At 73.8% G+C, this 18,642-nt stretch carries 18 protein-coding genes and 1 riboswitch; of the genes, 6 read left to right on the top strand and 12 right to left on the bottom strand.

Annotated elements, in window-relative coordinates; all coding sequences use genetic code 11:
• Nucleotides 1–54: 54 nt before the first annotated feature.
• Nucleotides 55–1,074: a lactonase family protein gene (locus tag CHC11_RS32075; protein WP_089315613.1), complete on the bottom strand. Its 1,020-nt coding sequence runs from the start codon at nt 1,072–1,074 to the stop codon at nt 55–57.
• Between the two features lie 239 nt (nt 1,075–1,313).
• Between CHC11_RS32075 and pgi the strand changes: the two genes are divergently transcribed.
• Nucleotides 1,314–2,942 carry a glucose-6-phosphate isomerase gene (pgi, locus tag CHC11_RS32080; protein ID WP_089315614.1) on the top strand — a complete coding sequence of 543 codons (1,629 nt, stop codon included), beginning with the start codon at nt 1,314–1,316 and terminating at the stop codon, nt 2,940–2,942.
• Between the two features lie 66 nt (nt 2,943–3,008).
• Here the strand turns inward: pgi and CHC11_RS32085 are convergent, their stop codons facing one another.
• The 6 genes from CHC11_RS32085 to CHC11_RS32110 form a co-directional block, all read right to left on the bottom strand.
• Nucleotides 3,009–3,266, bottom strand: coding sequence for an EF-hand domain-containing protein (locus CHC11_RS32085; protein WP_089315726.1), 258 nt, complete (start codon nt 3,264–3,266; stop codon nt 3,009–3,011).
• A gap of 98 nt (nt 3,267–3,364) precedes the next feature.
• Nucleotides 3,365–4,108 (bottom strand): sugar isomerase domain-containing protein, encoded by a 744-nt coding sequence (locus tag CHC11_RS32090; protein ID WP_089315615.1) that lies wholly within the window; start codon nt 4,106–4,108, stop codon nt 3,365–3,367.
• On the bottom strand, nt 4,101–4,529 hold the full coding sequence (locus CHC11_RS32095) for a PTS sugar transporter subunit IIA (RefSeq protein WP_179279107.1): 429 nt from the start codon (nt 4,527–4,529) through the stop codon (nt 4,101–4,103). The genes CHC11_RS32090 and CHC11_RS32095 overlap by 8 nt, the downstream gene beginning before the upstream one ends.
• 50 nt (nt 4,530–4,579) lie before the next feature.
• Entirely contained in the window at nt 4,580–4,882 is a 303-nt protein-coding gene (locus tag CHC11_RS32100; RefSeq protein WP_089315617.1) for a PTS sugar transporter subunit IIB, read from the bottom strand.
• Nucleotides 4,883–4,980: 98 nt separating this feature from the next.
• A complete protein-coding gene (locus CHC11_RS32105; protein ID WP_089315618.1) occupies nt 4,981–6,420 on the bottom strand; it encodes a PTS ascorbate transporter subunit IIC in 1,440 nt (479 codons plus the stop codon).
• Between the two features lie 101 nt (nt 6,421–6,521).
• Nucleotides 6,522–7,253 (bottom strand): GntR family transcriptional regulator, encoded by a 732-nt coding sequence (locus tag CHC11_RS32110; RefSeq protein WP_245920038.1) that lies wholly within the window; start codon nt 7,251–7,253, stop codon nt 6,522–6,524.
• Nucleotides 7,254–7,448: 195 nt separating this feature from the next.
• Here CHC11_RS32110 and CHC11_RS32115 point away from each other — a divergent pair, with 195 nt between their 5' ends.
• Nucleotides 7,449–8,780 carry a hypothetical protein gene (locus CHC11_RS32115; protein ID WP_089315619.1) on the top strand — a complete coding sequence of 444 codons (1,332 nt, stop codon included), beginning with the start codon at nt 7,449–7,451 and terminating at the stop codon, nt 8,778–8,780.
• Between the two features lie 281 nt (nt 8,781–9,061).
• On the opposite strand, the gene CHC11_RS32120 is transcribed toward CHC11_RS32115, so the two are convergent.
• Nucleotides 9,062–10,003: an AraC family transcriptional regulator gene (locus CHC11_RS32120; RefSeq protein WP_089315620.1), complete on the bottom strand. Its 942-nt coding sequence runs from the start codon at nt 10,001–10,003 to the stop codon at nt 9,062–9,064.
• A gap of 82 nt (nt 10,004–10,085) precedes the next feature.
• Here CHC11_RS32120 and CHC11_RS32125 point away from each other — a divergent pair, with 82 nt between their 5' ends.
• Both CHC11_RS32125 and CHC11_RS32130 read left to right on the top strand, forming a co-directional pair.
• Nucleotides 10,086–10,934: a Rossmann-fold NAD(P)-binding domain-containing protein gene (locus tag CHC11_RS32125; RefSeq protein ID WP_089315621.1), complete on the top strand. Its 849-nt coding sequence runs from the start codon at nt 10,086–10,088 to the stop codon at nt 10,932–10,934.
• Between the two features lie 17 nt (nt 10,935–10,951).
• On the top strand, nt 10,952–11,455 hold the full coding sequence (locus CHC11_RS32130; protein WP_089315622.1) for an anthrone oxygenase family protein: 504 nt from the start codon (nt 10,952–10,954) through the stop codon (nt 11,453–11,455).
• Nucleotides 11,456–11,514: 59 nt separating this feature from the next.
• Here CHC11_RS32130 and CHC11_RS32135 read toward each other — a convergent pair whose 3' ends face one another.
• Nucleotides 11,515–12,489, bottom strand: coding sequence for a DUF1838 family protein (locus CHC11_RS32135; RefSeq protein WP_089315623.1), 975 nt, complete (start codon nt 12,487–12,489; stop codon nt 11,515–11,517).
• A 150-nt stretch (nt 12,490–12,639) separates the two neighbouring features.
• On the opposite strand from CHC11_RS32135, the gene CHC11_RS32140 reads away from it, so the two are divergent.
• A complete protein-coding gene (locus CHC11_RS32140) occupies nt 12,640–13,476 on the top strand; it encodes a metallophosphoesterase family protein (protein ID WP_089315624.1) in 837 nt (278 codons plus the stop codon).
• Between the two features lie 7 nt (nt 13,477–13,483).
• Here the strand turns inward: CHC11_RS32140 and CHC11_RS32145 are convergent, their stop codons facing one another.
• The 3 genes from CHC11_RS32145 to CHC11_RS32155 all read right to left on the bottom strand — a co-directional run bounded on the left by CHC11_RS32145 (nt 13,484) and on the right by CHC11_RS32155 (nt 17,189).
• The gene (locus CHC11_RS32145) at nt 13,484–14,065 is read right to left on the bottom strand and encodes a TetR/AcrR family transcriptional regulator (protein ID WP_218826340.1); all 582 of its coding nucleotides are present in this window, start codon (nt 14,063–14,065) and stop codon (nt 13,484–13,486) included.
• A gap of 209 nt (nt 14,066–14,274) precedes the next feature.
• Nucleotides 14,275–16,041, bottom strand: coding sequence for a phosphomethylpyrimidine synthase ThiC (gene thiC, locus CHC11_RS32150; RefSeq protein ID WP_089315625.1), 1,767 nt, complete (start codon nt 16,039–16,041; stop codon nt 14,275–14,277).
• Nucleotides 16,037–16,150: riboswitch (TPP riboswitch) on the bottom strand. Its footprint overlaps the gene before it by 5 nt.
• Before the next feature lie 7 nt (nt 16,151–16,157).
• On the bottom strand, nt 16,158–17,189 hold the full coding sequence (locus CHC11_RS32155) for a hypothetical protein (protein ID WP_089315626.1): 1,032 nt from the start codon (nt 17,187–17,189) through the stop codon (nt 16,158–16,160).
• A 192-nt stretch (nt 17,190–17,381) separates the two neighbouring features.
• Here CHC11_RS32155 and CHC11_RS32160 point away from each other — a divergent pair, with 192 nt between their 5' ends.
• The gene (locus CHC11_RS32160; RefSeq protein ID WP_089315627.1) at nt 17,382–18,548 is read left to right on the top strand and encodes a sensor histidine kinase; all 1,167 of its coding nucleotides are present in this window, start codon (nt 17,382–17,384) and stop codon (nt 18,546–18,548) included.
• Nucleotides 18,549–18,642 lie beyond the last annotated feature (94 nt).

Here is an 18,642-nt window from a genome sequence, read left to right on the forward strand (position 1 = left end):
CCACCCGGGACGTGCCCGAGCCGGCCCGCAGGAAACGCCCGCCCGGACCGGTGGTCAGCCGGGGATCACGCACACCGGCGAGGGGACGTCCAGGGGCGGCCCCGCCGGCGCCGGGACGCCGTCCGCCCCGATCCGGAAGGTCGCGATCGCGTCGCTCCGCTCGTTCGCCACGTGCATCCACTCGCCGTCCACGTGCAGGTCGCGCGGCCAGTGCCCGCCGGAGGCGACGTCCGCGACCGGCGCCAGCGCCGCGCCGCCGTCCAGCACCCGGTGGGTGGTCACCACGTCCGTGCCGCGCATGGAGGTGTAGACGTACCGGGCGCCGTCGCCGAGCTTGATCGCCGCGCCCTGGGCCGCGTCGCCCGCCGGGCCGGCCGTCGCGGGCGACTCCGCCACGACCTCCAGGCTCGCGTACCCGTCGGCCGGCCTCAGGACCAGGACGGACGCGGCCAGTTCCGCCAGCACGTGCACGTGCCCGCTCGGATGGACGACCAGGTGCCGCGGCCCGCACCCGGCCGGAAGAGCCGTCTCCCCGGCAGGCCGCAGGGCGCCGCCCTCGAACCGGAAGGACCGCACGAGGTCCGCCCCCAGGTCGGTCGTCAGGACCGTCCCGTCGGGGGCGTGGACGGTCATGTGGGCGTGCGGGCCCTCCTGGCGGTCGGCCCTCGGCCCGCCGCCGTGCCCGTCCGCCACGTCCGGCTCCCCGGCGAGACCGCCGCCGGGGCCCAGCGGGTAGGCCCGGACCGTTCCGGACCCGTAGTCGGCGACGAGGAGGCGCCGGCCGTCCGGCGAGACGGACAGGTGGCAGGGCAGCGCCCCCGCCTCCCGCGCCCCGATCTCCGTCAGCCGCGGTCCGGCCGCCGCGTAGGCCACGACCCCGCCGCGGTCCTCCTCCCGGACCGCGTACAGGACGTCCTCGGTGGGATGGACGGCCAGGTACGACGGGCACACCGCCTCCGCCGCGAGCCCGGCCGCCCGCAGCGTCCCGTCGGCCGCCCGCGCGACGCGGTAGATCCCGGCGCCGCCGCCGGCCGCGCCGGTGTACGTGCCCACCCAGAACGCCCGCTCGCCCACCCGGGACTCCCCTCGAACCGCGATCCACCCCGCCCTCGGCGGCCGAGGGCGAGCCTAGTCCCGTTCATGATCGGTACCGGCGGACGGGGCGGATCGCTGCGCGCGCGGCGACGGCCCTGATACGGTCACGCGCGGTCGAATCTATGATCGCCGGTGGGAGCGGCGTGGCGCCAGGGGGACGTTCGGCGCCCGCCCGCGGGGGTACGCCCCCCGCCCCCACGAGGAGATGAGAGAAGGCAATGGCTGATATCACCGAGTCGCCCGAATGGACCGCGCTGGCCGAGCACCAGGCGGCGATCGCCGGGCGGCACCTGCGCGAGCTCTTCGCGGAGGACCCGGGCCGCGCCGACCGGATGACGGTGACCGCGGGGGACCTGTACCTGGACTACTCCAAGCACCGGATCACCGGCGAGACCCTGACGCTGCTCGCGGCGCTCGCCGAGCGGGCCGGGCTGCGCGCCAGGATCGAGGCGATGTTCGGCGGGGAGCACATCAACGTCAGCGAGGACCGCGCCGTCCTCCACACCGCGCTGCGGCTGCCTCCCGCCGAGGCCCTGACGGTGGACGGGCAGGACGTCGCGGGCGACGTGCACGCCGTCCTGGACAAGATGGCCGACTTCGCCGGCCGCGTCCGGTCGGGGGAGTGGACGGGCTTCACCGGCAAGCGCATCACGACCGTCGTCAACATCGGCATCGGCGGCTCCGACCTCGGCCCCGCCATGGCCTACGAGGCGCTGCACGACTTCGCCGACGCGGGCGTCTCCTGCCGGTTCGTCTCCAACATCGACCCGGCCGACATCCTCGGCAAGCTCGCCGGGCTCGACCCCGAGCAGACGCTGTTCGTCGTCAGCTCCAAGACGTTCGGGACGCTGGAGACCCTCACCAACGCCAAGGTCGCGCGGCGGTGGCTCACCGAGCGGCTCGGCGACGACGCCGTCTCCCGCCACTTCGTCGCCGTGTCGACCAACGCCGAGCGGGTCGCCGAGTTCGGCATCGACACCGCCAACATGTTCGGGTTCTGGGACTGGGTGGGCGGGCGCTACTCCTTCGACGGCGCCATCGGCCTGTCGCTGATGATCGCGATCGGCGGCGAGGCGTTCCGCGCGATGCTCGCCGGGTTCCGCGAGGTCGACGAGCACTTCCGCAGCGCGCCGTTCGAGGCGAACATGCCGGTGCTGATGGGGCTGCTCGGCGTCTGGTACACCGACTTCTTCGGCGCGCAGACCCGGGCCGTCCTGCCCTACAGCCAGCGGCTGTCGCGGTTCCCCGCCTACCTCCAGCAGCTCACGATGGAGTCCAACGGCAAGTCGGTGCGGGCCGACGGCGCGCCGGTCATCGCGCAGACCGGCGCGATCTTCTGGGGCGAGCCCGGCACCAACGGCCAGCACGCCTTCTACCAGCTGCTGCACCAGGGCACCCGGCTCGTGCCCGCGGACTTCATCGGCTTCGCCGAGCCGTTCGAGGACCGCGAGGGGATGCACGACCTGCTCACCGCGAACATGCTCGCGCAGACCTCGGCGCTCGCGTTCGGCAAGACCGCCGAGGAGATCGCCGCCGACGGCACGCCCGCGGCGGTCGTCCCGCACAAGGTCATGCCGGGCAACCGGCCGAGCAGCACGCTCCTCGCGCCGAAGCTCACCCCGAAGACCCTCGGCTCCCTCGTCGCGCTCTACGAGCACATCGTCTTCGTCGAGGGGACGATCTGGGGCATCGACTCCTTCGACCAGTGGGGTGTCGAGCTCGGCAAGGTCATGGCGATGGACCTCGCCCCGGCCCTCACCTCGCAGGAGCCGCCGTCCGAGGCGCCCGACCCGTCCACCGGCGCGCTCGTGCGCAGGTACCGGGAACTGCGCGGCCGCAGGGTCTGACCTCTTCGCCGGTCCGAGACGCGCGGAAGGGCCCGCCGGCCGTCCGGCGGGCCCACCTCTTCGCCGTCAGGCGTGCGCGCCGGGCAGGGGCCCCCCGACCCAGCCCTGCGACTCCAGGATGGCGCGGAACTCGCCGTAGGAGATGAACCCGTCGAGGTTGCTGTCCGCCTTCTCGAACCTGTCCTGCGTCTCGGCCCGCGTCCAGGACAGTCCCAGCTCGTCCAGCACCAGCGTGAACTCCATCAGGTCGAGCTTCTCGTCGCCGCCGAGGTCCGCGCGCCTGAACACGGCAAGAAGGTCGTCCCCGGTCGGTCTCGTCGTCATCTCGCTCCTCGTTCCGGTCCGAACCAGGCCCCGCATCTTGTCATGGCGGGTCGGTCCGGTCATATGAGAAACGCCGCGGGGCGATCCGCGGTTCCCCGCTACCCCCCGCCCGTCAACTCGGGGATGCGGTGCCGGTAGCGCTCCAGCAGCGCGGCGTTCACCTCGTCGCCGCCGGGGACGTTCGCGCTCGTCCAGCGCGGCGGCTCCACGCCCCGCGCCGCCGCGAGGTCGTCGAGGTCGGCCAGCACCCGCGCCCACGCGTACGCGGCGAGGACGGTGGAGACCGCCGCGGTGCGCGGCGCGCCCGCCGGATGCAGCACGTCCCCGGGCGGGACGCAGGTGTCGAGCACGATGACCGCGTGGTCGGCGAGGGTCGTGTCGGCCCGCGCCGCCGCGCCCCGCGACGCCCGCGCCGACGTCACCGCGACGACCGGCACGCCCCGCGCCGCGCACTCCCGCGCGACCTCCACCGGATAGGGGTTGCGGCCGCTGGTGGAGAACACCACCGCCACGTCGGGCGGGGCGGGCGCCGCCTTCTCGACGACGGCGCGCCCCACCCCGTCCCGCCGCTCGGCGCGGGTGCTGCGCAGCGCGTGGTCGAGCGGGAAGACGGCGGGGTCCCAGATCGGGCGGACGGCGGCGAGGCCGCCGGCCCGGTAGAACGTCTCGCAGACCATGGCCAGGGAATGCCCGGCGCCGGCGACGTGCACGATCCCGCCGGCCCCGATCGCGTCGAGCAGCAGGGCGGCGGCGTCGCCGGCCGCCCCGCCCGAGGTCGCGTCGAGGTCGTCGAGCAGGGTGCGCACCCCGGCGGGGAACCCGGAGGACGCCGCGTCAGGCATTCGGTAGAGCCTCCTTCAGTATGCGGGCCAGGTCGTCTTCGCCGGACGCGGCGCGCAGGCGGTCGGCGAGACCGCCCGACAGCGCGCGCGCCAGCCCGGACAGGGTGCCGACGTGCGCGTCGGGGTCGGGTGTGCAGAACGCCAGCAGCAGGTCGACCGGGTCGTTGTCAGGATGACCGAACCCGACCGGCGTGGCCAGCCGGGTCACGCCGACACCGACGGCCAGCCCGCCCTCCTCGGGGCGGGCGTGGACGAGCGCGAGCCCTTTGGTCAGCACGATGTAGGGGCCGTTCTCCTCCACCACCCGGACGCACGCCTCCGGGTAGCCCTCGCCCGCCGCGCCCGCGGCCACCAGCGCGGAGGCCGCCACGCGGACGGCCTCCCGCCAGCCGCCCGCGCTCGCCCCGTCCGTCGCGGCCACGACCGGTCCCCGCGCGGCGGACCCGGTGGCCGCCCCCTCGGAGCGGGCCGTCACGAGAGCCAGCCCTGCTCGGTCAAGCGCTCCCTGAGCTGGGCCTCCAGGCCCTCCTTGTCCAGGAAGTCGCTGATCGTGATCACCACGGGTGCCAGGTCGGCGATCTCGCCGGTGTGCATGCCCTGGCCGATCACCACGTCGGGCGACATCCCGCGCGCCGTGGACACGTCGGTGTTCTCCACCCGGGCGTCCACGCCGAGCGAGCGCAGCGCGTCCTCGGCCGTCATCCTGAGCATGAGGCTGGAGCCCATGCCGACGCCGCAGACCGCGAGGATCTCCAGTTGCCGGTCCAGTGCCATGTCGTCCTTCTCTCCTCGTAGGGTCGGTCAGGGCTGCGCGGGCGCCCGCCAGGACTGCGCCGTCCGCCGGGCTTCCGCCCTCGGGCTCCCGCCGCCGGTCAGGCTTCCGCGGGGGCCGTGCTCTCGGGCGCCGTCTCCTCCTCCTCGTCCGCCGCCGCCCGGCGCTTCTCGGCGCGGCCGAGGAGCAGCAGGGTGATGATCATCGCGCCGACCGCGACCGCGGGGACGAGCCAGATCGAGTTGCCGCCGACGACCGGGTCCGCGGCCTTCAGCAGCCAGCCGATCGCGTACCAGTCGGGGTCGGCGAGCGTCGCCAGCTCGGGGGCGGTCCGCTCGTACAGGCCCCAGGTGACGGCCTGCCCGACGGCCAGGGCCAGCCCGGTGATGACGCCGCCGAGGACCGCGCCGCGCCAGCCCGCCACCACGTTGCCGAACAGCGCCGCCGCGCCGCCCACGAAGAACAGCATGATCATGGGCGGGGCGAGGGTGAACCAGCCGGCGGCGGCGAAGACCGCGAGGCAGACCAGGAACACCGCGGTGGAGGCGACGAACCCGACCATGACGGCGGTCGGCGCGACGGGGAACACGGTGGGCGCGTCCAGCGCGGGGCGCGTGCCCGGGATGACCCGGTCGCTGAACCCCTTGAACGCCGGGACGATCTCACCCAGGAACATCCGCACGCCGAACAGCAGGATCGCGATGCCGCCCGCGAAGCGCAGGCCCACCAGGATCGCCCACACCCACGGCGACAGCTTGTCGTCCATCTCGGCCGCGGCCCTGGTCACCACGCCGTGGTCGGCGAACGCGACCCCGACCAGCATGATCACGGTGATGATCAGCGCGGTGCTGACGTTGACGTCCTTGAAGAACGACAGCTGGCGCGGGAGCTTCAGCTTCTCGGTGTCGTGCTTCTCGCGGCTGCCGAGCGGGCGGGCCGCGTAGCCGGTGATCAGGCAGGCGAGCGAGCTGGTGTGCGCGAACCCGAACCGGTCGTCCGGCATGACGCGGCGCATCAGCGGCCGCATCCACAGCGGCTGCAGCGTCCAGTACGCGGCGACGAACCCGGCCCCGCAGAGCACGAGCGTGAGCTGGTCGGCGCCGGGCGCGATCGTCACCAGGGAGGCGACGGTCACCGTGCTGACCCAGAACATCAGGTGGCCGGTCAGGTACAGGTACCGGGCCGCGGGGAAGAGCCGCACGACCAGCACGTGCGCGAGGAACGCGACCGTGATCACCAGCGCGACCGTCCCGCCCTGGTCGGCGAGGAAGTCGGCGAGGCTGTGGTCGGCCTTCGGCGGCGTGGTCCCCATCGCGCTGGCGAGCACGGTCTGGAAGCTCGTCAGCCCGCCGGTGAAGACCTCCACGCCGATGAACAGGATGACCACGCCGATCGTGGCGCGCAGCGCCCCGGCGAAGACGTCCTCGAACCGCTTGCGCTGCAGGAGCAGGCCCGCCAGCGTGATGAGCCCGATGAGGATGGGCACCTGGCCGAACACGTTGTCGGCCAGGAAGGTGAGGATGTCCTTGATGACGTCCATGGTGAACTCGCCTCACATCTCGGGGGATGGGTGGTGCGCTGTCGCCCCCGTCAGCGCGGACGGACGATCGTGCGCCCGGTGCGCGGGGCCCGGGCGTGCGGTCAGTGGTTCGGTGGTCGCAGGTCCAGTTCCAGCCGGTACCGGTCGCCGCGGTAGAGGGACCGGACGTACTCCAGCGGCCGGCCGGCCGCGTCCCTGGTGATCCGCTCGAACAGGAAGGCCGGCATGTGCACCGGGACGCCGAGCTCGGCGGCCTCCTCGGCGGTGGTGACGGTCGGCTCGATGGTCTCGGTGCCCGAGGCGATCGCGATGCCGCTGCCCCGGAGCAGGTCGTAGAACGACCGCCCTTCCAGGTCGCTCCGCCGCAGGCCCGGCATCAGCGCCCGCGGAAGGTAGAGGGTCTCGATGGCCATGGGGGCCTCGTCGGCCAGCCGGAGCCGCCGAATGGTAAATACCTCTTCGACGGGCGACAGGGCCAGCCGGCGGCCGATCCGCGCCCCCGCGGTCTCGGTGCGGAACGACAGCACCCTGCCGCCCGGCTTCATCCCGCGCCTGATCATGTCCTCGGTGAACGAGGTCATGGTCAGCGACACGGCGATCCGGGGCTGCGCCACGTAGGTCCCGCTTCCGTGGCGCCGGTCGAGCAGGCCCTCGGCGACGAGCCCGTCGATGGCCTGGCGCAGTGTCGGCCGCGAGACGCCGAGCTCCTCGGCCAGCCGGCGCTCGGACGGCAGCGCGTCCCCGACGTCCAGGTCGTCCAGCATCGCGAGCAGTTCGCGGCGCACCGCCTGCCGTTTCGTGCTCGCGGCCCGGCCCTCACCGGCGGATGGCACGCCTGTCACCTCCTTTGACGTGGTTCCTGTCGTCGCACACGGTATGTCCCATTATGGCGACTGGTCAATACCACTTTGGCGATGTTTGCCGTGGTCAGCGCCGGAAGGTCCGCAATACCGTCTCGGCAGATCGGCCGACGGTGCCGATCCCGACCGTGTCGACGCCGCGCTCGCCGCGGCGAGGAAGGCGGCCAGATGAGGAAGCTCGTGCGCGGCGCCGTGGCGCTGGCCCTGCCGATGCTCATGCCGGCGGCGCTCAGCGCGGCGCCGGCCCAGGCGGACGCGAGCCGGCCGGGGGCGAGGGACGGCTGGAGGCTGGTCGCCGCCGAGCCGTTCGACCGGCACATCGACGACGCGAAGGCCCCCTGGAAGCCGGACGGCGACGGTCCGTCCAGTCCGTACGACGTCGACATCTACGACAACGACGGCGCCTACTTCGACACGATGGGCGGCCCGGGGTTCCGGCAGCGGCTCGCGGAGATGAAGACCTACCGCAAGTCGTTCACCTTCGGGAAGCGCGGCTGGCTCACCGCCGAGTTGGCCGCCCGCGACGCCGACGGGGACGGCCGGCCGGACGCGCCGCCCACGCTCACCTCCCGCGAGGGCGTGGCCCGGCTGGACGAGCCGGTCCACCAGGCGGGCGTCGTCATCCGCTCGACCCGCGACCTGCCCGCCGAGTACCGGGTGGAGATGACGCTGCGCGGCCTGGACTTCGGCGGCCAGAGGAACGGGTCCTGGGACTACCCCGACGGCAGGATCAACGGCTACTCGCCGGAGGGCTGCAAGACCAACTTCCCCTGGGCCTCGGGCGGCGACCAGACCCGGCCCGAGTGCGAATGGGCCGACGTCCGGACCGACTCCAACGGCTTCTACTACATGTCGATCATGGACTACCGGCAGGTCGCGCCGCACAACAACGTGTTCGTGCACGGCCACCGCAAGGTCGCCATGGACGGCTACAACCGGTACGAGTACACCGGCAAGGGCCTGCTGTACTGCGACCCGGCGACCGGGCGGTACGAGCCGTACTCCGCCGGGACGGGCAACGGCGTCAACGCGATCTTCATGACCGACGACCGCCGCTACCCGACTATGCCGGGCACCGAGTACCTGATGGAGAGCGAGTGCGGGCTGCGCAAGGGCGGCGCCATCGTCTCGACCGTCGACCTGCGGCCCGAGCTGCTGCCGGCGGAGCCGTACACGTTCGCGGTGGAGCGGCGCGGCGGCGCCTACACGATGGAGATGTCCGGGGTCTTCGCGCATGTGGGCAGGGCGACCCTCCGCTACACGCGCTCGTTCGTCCAGGACGGCGAGCCGATCTGGCACTACAACCAGAAGCCCGGCGAGTACGACGGCCGGTTCGACGCCGACTGGACCTGGACGGGCCCGGGCGGCACCCTCGTCGACCGCGGCACCTGGCCGGCCGGGTCCGCCTACCCGGACCGGTTCATGGTCGGTGACCCGCACATGAACTTCTACGAGGGATCGGCGCAGGTGGACGACATCCGCCTGTACGTTCCGCGATAGCGGACCGGATGTCGGTGGTGCGGGCTAGGGTCCGTGAGAACGTTCCATGCCTCGCCCAGGGGGCCCCGTGACCCAGCAGACCGCGCCCGGCCGGGCGCCCGAGCCGTCCCCTCGCCGAACCCTGCGCCGAGCGGGAGGCGGCGGCCGTACGCCGGGACGGGTCCGCCGCCCGGCCTCGACGTCTTCCTGTCCGGGCAGGTCTTCATGGACATGATCTTCACCGGCCTGCCCGCTCGCGCTGCCCGAGCCGACACTGCGCAGGGAGCAGTGAGCCCGGCAGGTCAGGCCGTCGCCGCCCCGGTTCGGTACTCCTGCGGGCTGACGCCGTGCTCGCGCTTGAAGGCCGTGCTCAGCGCGAAGGCGTTGCCGTAGCCGACCCTGCGGGCCACGGCCTCCAGCGTCGCGTCCGTCTCGCGCAGCAGATCGGCTGCCTGCGCCAGGCGGACGCCGGTGAGGTAGGCCATGGGCGGCTCGCCGATCAGCTTCGCGAACCGCTGCGCGAGCGCGGCGCGCGACACCCCGGCCCCGGCCGCGAGGTCCGCGACCGTCCAGGGGTGCGCGAGGTCGTCGTGCAGGAGCCGCAGCGCGGGCCCGACGACGGGGTCGCCGTGGGCGCGGTACCAGCCGGGCGCGGCGGCGTCCGGGCGGGAGAACCAGGCGCGCAGCGTCGCGATGAGCAGCAGGTCGAGGAGCCGGTCGAGGACGACGTCCTGGCCGGGCTCGTCCTTGCCGATCTCCTCCTGCAGCACGGCGACGAGCGGCGACCTCCACGTGTCGCCGCGGACGACCGCGATCTGGGGCAGCGCGGCCAGCAGCCGCTGCGTGACGGCGCCGCGCATCTGGTAGGTGCCGATCAGCATGACCGCCGGCCCGTCCGGGTCGTTGCCCCAGGCGCGGACGCCGAGGTCCATGGCCTCCGACAGGCTCGTGCCGTCCGGGGTGGTGCAGCGCTGCCCGGGATGGATGACGATCTGCGGCGCGGTCGCCGGGTCGTCGCTGACGGTGTAGGGGGCCGGCCCCCGGAAGATGACCATGTCGCCCGGGCCGACGCGCTGCGGCTCGCCATCGTCCGGGACCAGCCACGCCTCGTCCCTGACCATGGAGAGCAGGGTCAGCGGCGCCTCGTCCTGGATCCGGAGCGACCAGGGCGGCGCGAGGGTCGAGCGCAGCATGAACGCTCCCCGCGCGCGAGGACCGTCGAGGAGTTCGGCCAGAGCGTCCATGGAGGTCAGCGTAGACGCTCGCGTATGGGGGCGAGCTTCTCAACCATGGTGGCCGGAACCGCCCGGCTGTTGACTCAAGGGCATGACGAACAGCGGATCCGACATCATCGAAAGCGGCCTCACCCTCGTCCTCGGCGGGACCGGCAAGACCGGCCGCCGCGTCGTCGAGCGGCTGGAGGCCCTGAACGTCCCGGTCCGGATGGGCTCGCGGTCGGCCTCGCCGCCCTTCGACTGGGAGGACGAGTCCACCTGGGCGCCCGTCCTGCGGAACGTCGAGAAGGTCTACCTCTCCTACTATCCCGACCTGGCCGTGCCGGGAGCCCCCGACGCCATCCGCGCGTTCACAGGTGCGGCGGCCGGCGCGGGTGTGCGGCGCGTGGTCCTGCTGTCGGGGCGGGGCGAGCCCGAGGCGCGGGAGTGCGAGCGGATCGTCCAGGAGTCGGGCCTGGTCTGGACGGTCGTGCGGGCGAGCTGGTTCGCGCAGAACTTCAGTGAGGACTACCTGCTCGACCCCGTGCGAGCCGGCGAGGTCGTCCTCCCGGCGGGCGACGTCCCGGAGCCGTTCGTGGACGCCGACGACATCGCGGACGTGGCCGTCGAGGCGCTCACCCGGGACGGCCACGCCGGCGAGGTGTACGAGGTGACCGGCCCCCGGGCGCTCACGTTCGCCGACGCGGTCGCCGAGATCGGCCGCGCCGCCGGACGCGAGATCGCCTTCGTTCCCGTCAGCGCGGACGAGAACGCGGCGGCCCTCCGGGAGCACGGCGTGCCCGAGGACGTCATCGGCCTGCTGACCTACCTGTTCACGACCGTGCTGGACGGCCGCAACGCCCGGCCCGCCGACGGTGTCGAGCGGGCCCTCGGCCGGCCGCCGCGCGACTTCTCCGAGTACGCGCGCGAAACCGCCGCCAGCGGCATCTGGAACCACTGACCCGAGGATCGGACATCATGAAATTCTCTCTCGCGGGCGTCTCGGCGACCCTTTCCATCATCATGGCGGCCGGCATGGCCGGAACGTTCTTCGGGTTCTCCACGGGGGTGATGCCCGGGCTGAACGCGGCGCGGCCCGCGTCGGCGATCGACGCCATGCAGGGCATCAACCAGAGGATCCAGAACCCGGTCTTCGTGGCGATGTTCCTCCTGGTTCCCGTGCTGGCTGCCGCGGCGGGGGTCCTGCTGCTCACCCTGGACCAGAAGTCGGCGGCCCTGCTCTTCTTCGCCGCTGCCGGCCTGTACTTCGTGGGCGCGCTCCTCCCGAGCTTTGCGGTGAACATCCCGATGAACAACGACCTGGACGGCGTCACGATCCCCAAGGACGTGACCGAGGCGGCGAGGATCTGGTCGGACTACTCCGGCCGCTGGACGGCGTGGAACACCGTCCGTGCCGTGTCCAGCTGGGCGAGCCTCCTCGCCATGAGCCTGGCCGTCTACGTCTGGGGCAAGAACAACTGATCGGCGAACCCGCGAGGCCCGCGCTCCGAAAAGGGGCACGGGCCTCGTTCCCTGTACCTCTACCGGCCGTTCTTCGCGCACCATTCAGCCCATTTCAGGGCGCCGCCCTGGAGCTGCTTCCGGTAGAAGGACGTCCAGGACGTCTCCGACCGCGCCGGAGCGTCGGGGGCCCTCCGGTAAAGCGGGTGGTCCCGCTGGACCTCGGCCTTCAGCCAGGGCTCCAGCTCGTCCCAGGAACCGAGGGTCCAGCTCCGGGCATGGAACGTCAGCCGGGCGCGCACGTCCCTGTCCGCGACGCACATCGACGGGATGAACGGGCTGGACCGCGTCCAGCTGTCGGCCACCTCCATCGCGCCCTTCGGGACGCCGTGCGCCCGGTGCTCGGCCTCCCGCTTCCCGATGTAGAAGTCGAACATCTCCCACGCGGTGTAGATCCCGCCGGGGAGGCCGAAGTCGTCCCCGGTCAGCGCCTTCAGATCGGTGCGCGGCGGGATGTCCGACACCTGGGCGAGATTGCGCTGGACGTCCGCCAGCGGCCCGAGCCTGAACTCCGGCGTGATCGGGAACGGCCCGAAATCGACGTCGTCGTTGTTCACCGGGATCAGTGGATAGGTCTTGCCGTCCAGCGGGTTGCGCCATTCCCGCAGCACCCGCGCGGGGTCCTGCGGGTCGGTGTAGAAGACGATCTCGCGGCTGAGCTGGTACAGCCTGTTCGTGCCCGGCTCGCGGTACAGGCGCCGGATGTTGTAGCCCTCGAAGCCGAACAGCCTCGTCCCGTGCCGCAGCGCGGGCGCCAGGGTGTCGCCCGGCGCGTCCACGTACACGAAGCCCGAGATCCGGTAGAGCATGTCCTTGCCGTCCGGGCGCCCGAGCACCTGCAGTTGCAGCCGGGTGTCACGGTCCTTGACCTGCGCGTACAGCGGGCCGGGGTCGGACGGGCCGTAGGCCGGGCGGGCGGCGGCCGCGCCCGGCACCGACCACAGCATGAACGCGGCTGCCGCGCCGGCGAGCGCGGCCGTCATTCGGCGTCGCATCGGGGCTCCCTGGGGAATGGCGGGGGACTGTCGCTGTCATGCAAGCAGCCCCGGCCCGCCGAGTCACGCTCGCGGGAGCGGCACGCCCCAGCGGAACCCCCGCGGGATGAAGACCCCACCGGCGGCCGCGGCGGGGCTTACCATCGCTTGATGGGCGGCGTCTACGCGATCAGTGACCTGCACGTGGGGTTCCCGGAGAACCGCGCGTTCGTCGAGGGCCTGCGGCCCGCGTCCGAGGACGACTGGCTGATCGTGGCGGGCGACGTCGGCGAGCGCTTCGCCGACGTCGAGTGGACCCTGCGCACCCTCGGCGAGCGCTACGCCACCGTGCTGTGGGTGCCCGGCAACCACGAGTTGTGGACCGTCAAGGGCGACCCCGTGCAGCTGCGCGGCGAGGCCCGCTACCGCCGCCTCGTCGAGATGTGCCGCGGCCTGGGCGTGCTGACCCCCGAGGACCCCTATCCCGTCTGGGCCGGCCCGGACGGCGCCGTCACGGTGGCGCCGCTCTTCATCCTGTACGACTACACGTTCCGGCCGGACGGGACGTCCAGCAAGGAAGAGGCCCTCGAGGCCGCGCACGAGGCCGGCGTCGTGTGCACCGACGAGGTCTACCTGCACCCCGACCCGTATCCCGGCCGGGACGCCTGGTGCGACGCCAGGATCGCCTACACCGAGCGACGCCTGTGCGGCCTGGAGCCGGGGACGCGGACCGTGCTCGTCAACCACTGGCCGCTCGTCCGCGAACCCACCCGCGTCCTCTGGTACCCCGAGTTCGCCCAGTGGTGCGGCACCGAGCGCACCGCCGACTGGCACAGCCGGTTCGGCGCGGTGTCCGTCGTCTACGGGCACCTGCACATCCCCCGGACGATCTGGACCGGAGGCGTTCCCCACATCGAGGTGTCGGTCGGGTACCCGCGCGAGTGGCGCCGGCGGGCCGACGCGCCGCGCGGCCCCCGCCGGGTCCTGCCCGTCCCCGAGACCGGCTGACCGGGCCCTAGCGGACCCCGCCCGGCGCCACGCCGGCGGCGGTGAGCGACAGCAGCCGGGCGGCGGCGTCCGGGTCACGCTCGGCGACCGTCGCGATCGCGCCCGCGAGCCGCAGCACGTCGCCGAACGCCGCGCCGGCGGGCGCGTCCCCGGCGCGCTGCGCGCGGACGAGCAGCGCCCGGCCCGCCTCGGACATCGCCGCGCGGGAGCCGGAGGGGTCGAGCCGGGGGTCGCGCAGCGACACCATCGCCGAGGCGGCCATGCCGGGGAACGCGGTGATCTCCGAGACGAACGTCTGCAGCCAGGCCAGCAGGGCCTCGCCGGGGGAGGGGGAGTCAAGCAGGTCGCGGGCGGCCGCGGCCAGCCCGGCGTAGACGTCCGCGAGCACCGCCTCCAGGAGGTCCTGGCGGGTGGGGAAGTGGCGGTAGAGCGTGCCGATGCCGACGCCCGCGAGCCGCGCCACTCCCTCCAGGGAGGCGCCCGCGCCCTGGCGCTGGAAGGTCTCGCGCGCCGCGGCGAGAAGCCGCGCGCGGTTGCGGCGCACGTCGGCCCGCACCGGGCGCGCCTTCGGCGTGTCGTCGCTGGTCACCTGGGTCGTCGATCCTTCCCGGGGGTGGAACGGGCCGGCGGCGTATCGGGAGGATCCGCGGCTTTTGGAACGGTCCCTCGATCCTATCCGCGCCGGTGGCCCGACCTGCGTCCGGATACGCCGGACGCAGGTCGGGCCCGCCGCGCGCGGTGCGCGGCGGGCCCGGTCGCGTACCCCGGTTCCTCGGCGGCTCTGGGCGGTGCCGCCGGTCAGGTGTCGGCCGGCGAGACCGGGAGGTTCAGCCGGCCGCCGGCGGACCGGAACTCCTCGGCCTTCTCCCGCATCCCGGCGGCGAGGGCCTCCCCGTCGGCGAGACCGCGCTCGGCCGCGAACCTCCGCACGTCCCGCGTGATCTTCATGGAGCAGAAGTGCGGCCCGCACATCGAGCAGAAGTGCGCGGTCTTCGCCGGCGCCGCCGGGAGCGTCGCGTCATGGAAGGCGCGGGCGGTGCCGGGGTCCAGGGACAGGTTGAACTGGTCCTCCCAGCGGAAGTCGAACCGCGCCTCCGACAGCGCGTCGTCCCACGCCTGCGCGCCCGGATGGCCCTTGGCGAGATCGGCGGCGTGCGCGGCGATCTTGTAGGCGATCACGCCGGCCTTGACGTCGTCGCGGTCCGGCAGCCCGAGATGCTCCTTCGGCGTGACGTAGCAGAGCATCGCGGTGCCGTGCCAGCCGATCATCGCGGCGCCGATCGCCGAGGTGATGTGGTCGTAGCCGGGCGCGATGTCGGTGGTCAGCGGCCCGAGCGTGTAGAACGGCGCCCCGTCGCACCACTCCTGCTGCAGGTCCACGTTCTCCTTGATCTTGTGCATCGGGACGTGCCCGGGGCCCTCGTTCATCACCTGGTTGCCGAACCGCGCCGCGATCCGCGTCAGCTCGCCCTGGGTGCGCAGCTCGGCGAACTGGGCCTCGTCGTTGGCGTCCGCGACGGAGCCGGGACGCAGCCCGTCCCCGAGCGACCAGGTCACGTCGTAGGCGGCGAAGATCTCGCACAGCTCCTCGAAACGGGTGTAGAGGAAGTTCTCCTCGTGGTGCGCCAGGCACCAGGCCGCCATGATCGATCCGCCCCGCGACACGATCCCCGTCTTGCGCCGCGCCGTCAGCGGCACGTAGGACAGCAGCACCCCGGCGTGGACGGTCATGTAGTCCACGCCCTGCTCCGCCTGCTCGATCACGGTGTCGCGGAAGACCTCGTAGGTGAGCTCCGCCGGGTCGCCGCCGACCTTCTCCACCGCCTGGTACAGCGGGACGGTCCCGACCGGCACGGGCGAGTTGCGCAGGATCCACTCCCGCGTGGTGTGGATGTCGCGGCCGGTCGACAGGTCCATGATCGTGTCGGCGCCCCAGCGGGTCGCCCACGCCATCTTCTCGACCTCGTCCTCGATCGAGGACGCGACGGCCGAGTTGCCGATGTTGGCGTTGACCTTGACCAGGAAGTCGCGCCCGATGACCATCGGCTCGATCTCGGGATGGTTGACGTTGGCGGGCAGCACCGCGCGGCCGGCGGCCAGCGCGTCCCGGACGAACTCCGGGGCCACGCCCTCGCGCAGCGCGGCGAACTCCATTTCCGGCGTGATCTCCCCGCGCCGCGCGTAGGCGCGCTGCGTCACCGCGCCGCCGGTGGCGCGCCGCGGCCGCCGCGGCAGGGCGCCCTCGCCGTCGGTCCGGGGGAGGCGGCCTCCCGCGCCCGCGGGGACGGCAGGGGGCGGCGACCCGCGCCCGTCGTCCTCGGGGCGCGCCGCCCGCCCCTCGTAGGGGGCGGTGTCGCCGCGCTCGGCGATCCAGGCCTCCCGCAGCGGCGGCAGCCCCCTGCGCACGTCGGTCTCCTGCTCGGGATCGGTGGACGGCCCGGACGTGTCGTACAGGACGACGACGTCGCCGTTGGTCAGCGGCACCTCCCGCATCGGGACCCGGATCTCCGGGCGCGAGCCCTGGAGATAGGTCTTGCGGGCAGCTGGAACCACAGGTTCGGTCATGACGACTCGATCTCTCCCTACGCCGGCATTACCCGGTCAGGTTCATGCGGTCAGCGGCCGTCCCAGCCGCTATCTCAGCCCGGTTCGCCGGGCCCCCGCGATCTGTCGCCACGACGTTAACCCGGGCGGCCCCGCTTGCCGCAACCGCCGCCCATGGGATAAAGCGCGCCCGGGCGGATCGCGGCGGGCAGCGCGAGGGTCAGGGTGCGGAGGAGGTCCGGGGCCGACGGCGACCGCTCCAGCTCCATCCGGGCGTCGGCGCCGCCGCCGGTTCGCAGCGTGGCCGAGCGGCGGCCGTCGATACCGGTGACGACGTGGCCCTCGCCGGTCGCGCGGGTACTGCCGAGGAGCATCCCGCCGGCGGTGTGGAAGGACGGCTCGCGCCGGCCGCGCACGAATCCGAGGGGGCGCCCGTCCGCGTCGAGGACGCGCACGCGGTCGCGGCCCGGCAGCCGGGACGGGCCCCGGACCTCCAGCAGGACGGCGGCGTGGGGGTCGTGCAGCACGACGGTCCGCCCGCCGCGCCGGCCGCAGGCCACGGCGAGGACCGCGCCGCCTCGCCGGTCGCGGTACCGGCCCCTGTCGTCCACGACGATGTGGCCGGCCCGGGCCAGGGCGCCGGCCGCGGGCGACGGCACCTCCTCGCCCCCGTCGTCGACGACCCGCCAGGCGGCGCCGAGGGTGTCCGTGGTCGCGGTCCGGACGGCCGGGAGCCATCCCGACGGGAGCGATCCGCCCCTGAGCAGCGTCACCGCCTTCCCGTCGGCCTCGGCGACCGTCCCGGCGCCCGGCGCCTGCTCCGGGTCGAGCCAGAGCGTCCATACCGGGTCGCCGACGGGCCATCTGATCCCCACCGCGTCCACGGCTCCGGCCGGGATGGCCGCCTCCCGCCCGCCGCGGCGGAGGACCACCCCCTTCTCGCCGATGGTCACGATGAGGCGGGTCCGGTGGAGCCGGGCCGCCCGGAGAACGGCGGCGAGGGCGGCGAGCAGGCAGCCGCCTCCGCAGGGCGGCAGGATCTGGCGGGCCTTCTCCGGATCGAGGATTCCGGTACAGGGGCCGGTCGCCAGGACGAGGGCCGCGCCGGCAGCGAGCGCGGCGAGCAGGACGCGGAACGGCCATCGGTAGGCGCGCGCTCCGAGCGTCATCCGGAGTGCGGGCGGGGGTACGGCAGGCGAGGGGACAGCAGGCGGGGGGACGGACAACTGTCAGCCCTTCGTGACGGGGTCTGCAGAACTATAGGGCGGGCCTCCGGTCCAGCAGGGGCCGCCGGGAAAGATCATTCAGGTGCGGGGGCGGGCCGCGGCGCGGAGATCATCCGAGTGGAGGACAATGGGCGCGTGGTGACGGTGCCCCCGGGCGATGTGACGGTGAGGGACGCCCTGGCGGCGTCGGCGCTGGCGGGAGCGGCGGCCGCCGCCGCCGTGCTGTGGCCGGGCGTCCGGGCACTGGACGTGCCGGGCGCGCTGCTGCTGGTGGCGGCGCACGTCCCGCTCGCGGTGATCCGGCGGTGGCCGGCCGGTGGCCTGCTGGCGCTGGTGGTCTTGGTGCTGCCCTACCACCTCGCGCAGTACCAGCACCACGCGCTGGTGCCCGTCGAGGTGGTCGCGCTGTTCGCCTACGCGGTGCTCGGGCGCCGGGTGCGGGTCGTCCTCGGCGTCGTCGCGTCCCTGCTCGCCGTCTGCGTGGTCGGCATGGCGATGCGGGCGGGCGGCGGCTCCCTGCGCGAGCAGATCGCGGTCATCGAGGCCGTGGTGTCGGTCGTCATCGCCGTCCAGGTGTGGCGGGTGCACCGGGCGCGGCTCGCGACGATCACCGAGCGGGCCGAGCGGGCCGAGCGCACGCGGGAGGAGGAGGCGCGGCGGCGGGTCGCCGAGGAGCGCCTGCGGATCGCCCGCGACCTGCACGACCTCCTCGCGCACAGCATCACCCTGATCGGGGTGCAGGCCGGCGCCGCGGCCCATCTCGCGCGCGGGGACCGGCCCCTCGACCGGGAGGAGATGGCCGACGCGCTCGCCTCCATCGCCTCGACGTGCCGGGACGCGCGGACCGAGCTGCGCGGCACGCTCCAGGTCCTGCGCGGCACCGACGTCGGCGCCCCCGAGACGCTGCCGGGCCCGCACGCCATCGCCGGCCTCGTGCACGCGGCGCGCAGCAGCGGGATCGACATCGACCTGCGGGAGGGGGACGTCGGGACGCTGCCCCCGCAGACGGGGGTCGCGGCGTACCGGATCGTCCAGGAGGCCCTGACCAACGTCGTCAAGCACGCCGGCGCGAAGCGCGCGACGGTGAGCCTGGCACGCGACGGCGGGGGGCTCGTCGTCCGGGTCGCCGACGACGGCAGGGGGCCTTCCGGCGGCCCGCCCGAGGGGTTCGGGGTCCTCGGGATGATCGAGCGGGCACGGAGCGTGGGCGGGACGCTGGACGCGGGTCCGGGCGAGTCCGGCGGGTTCGTCGTCACCGCGGTCCTCCCGCTCGCGGACGCCGTCGCCCCGCGCCCCGCGTGACGCGCGCCCGCGGGGGGATCCGGTAGCGCCCGTTCGCCGGGACCCTCCCGATTCCGACACGGACACCGCCGGGGGGCTTTCCACCCCTTACGGA

The organism is Actinomadura mexicana, assembly GCF_900188105.1.
Classification (GTDB): Bacteria; Actinomycetota; Actinomycetes; order Streptosporangiales; family Streptosporangiaceae; genus Spirillospora; species Spirillospora mexicana.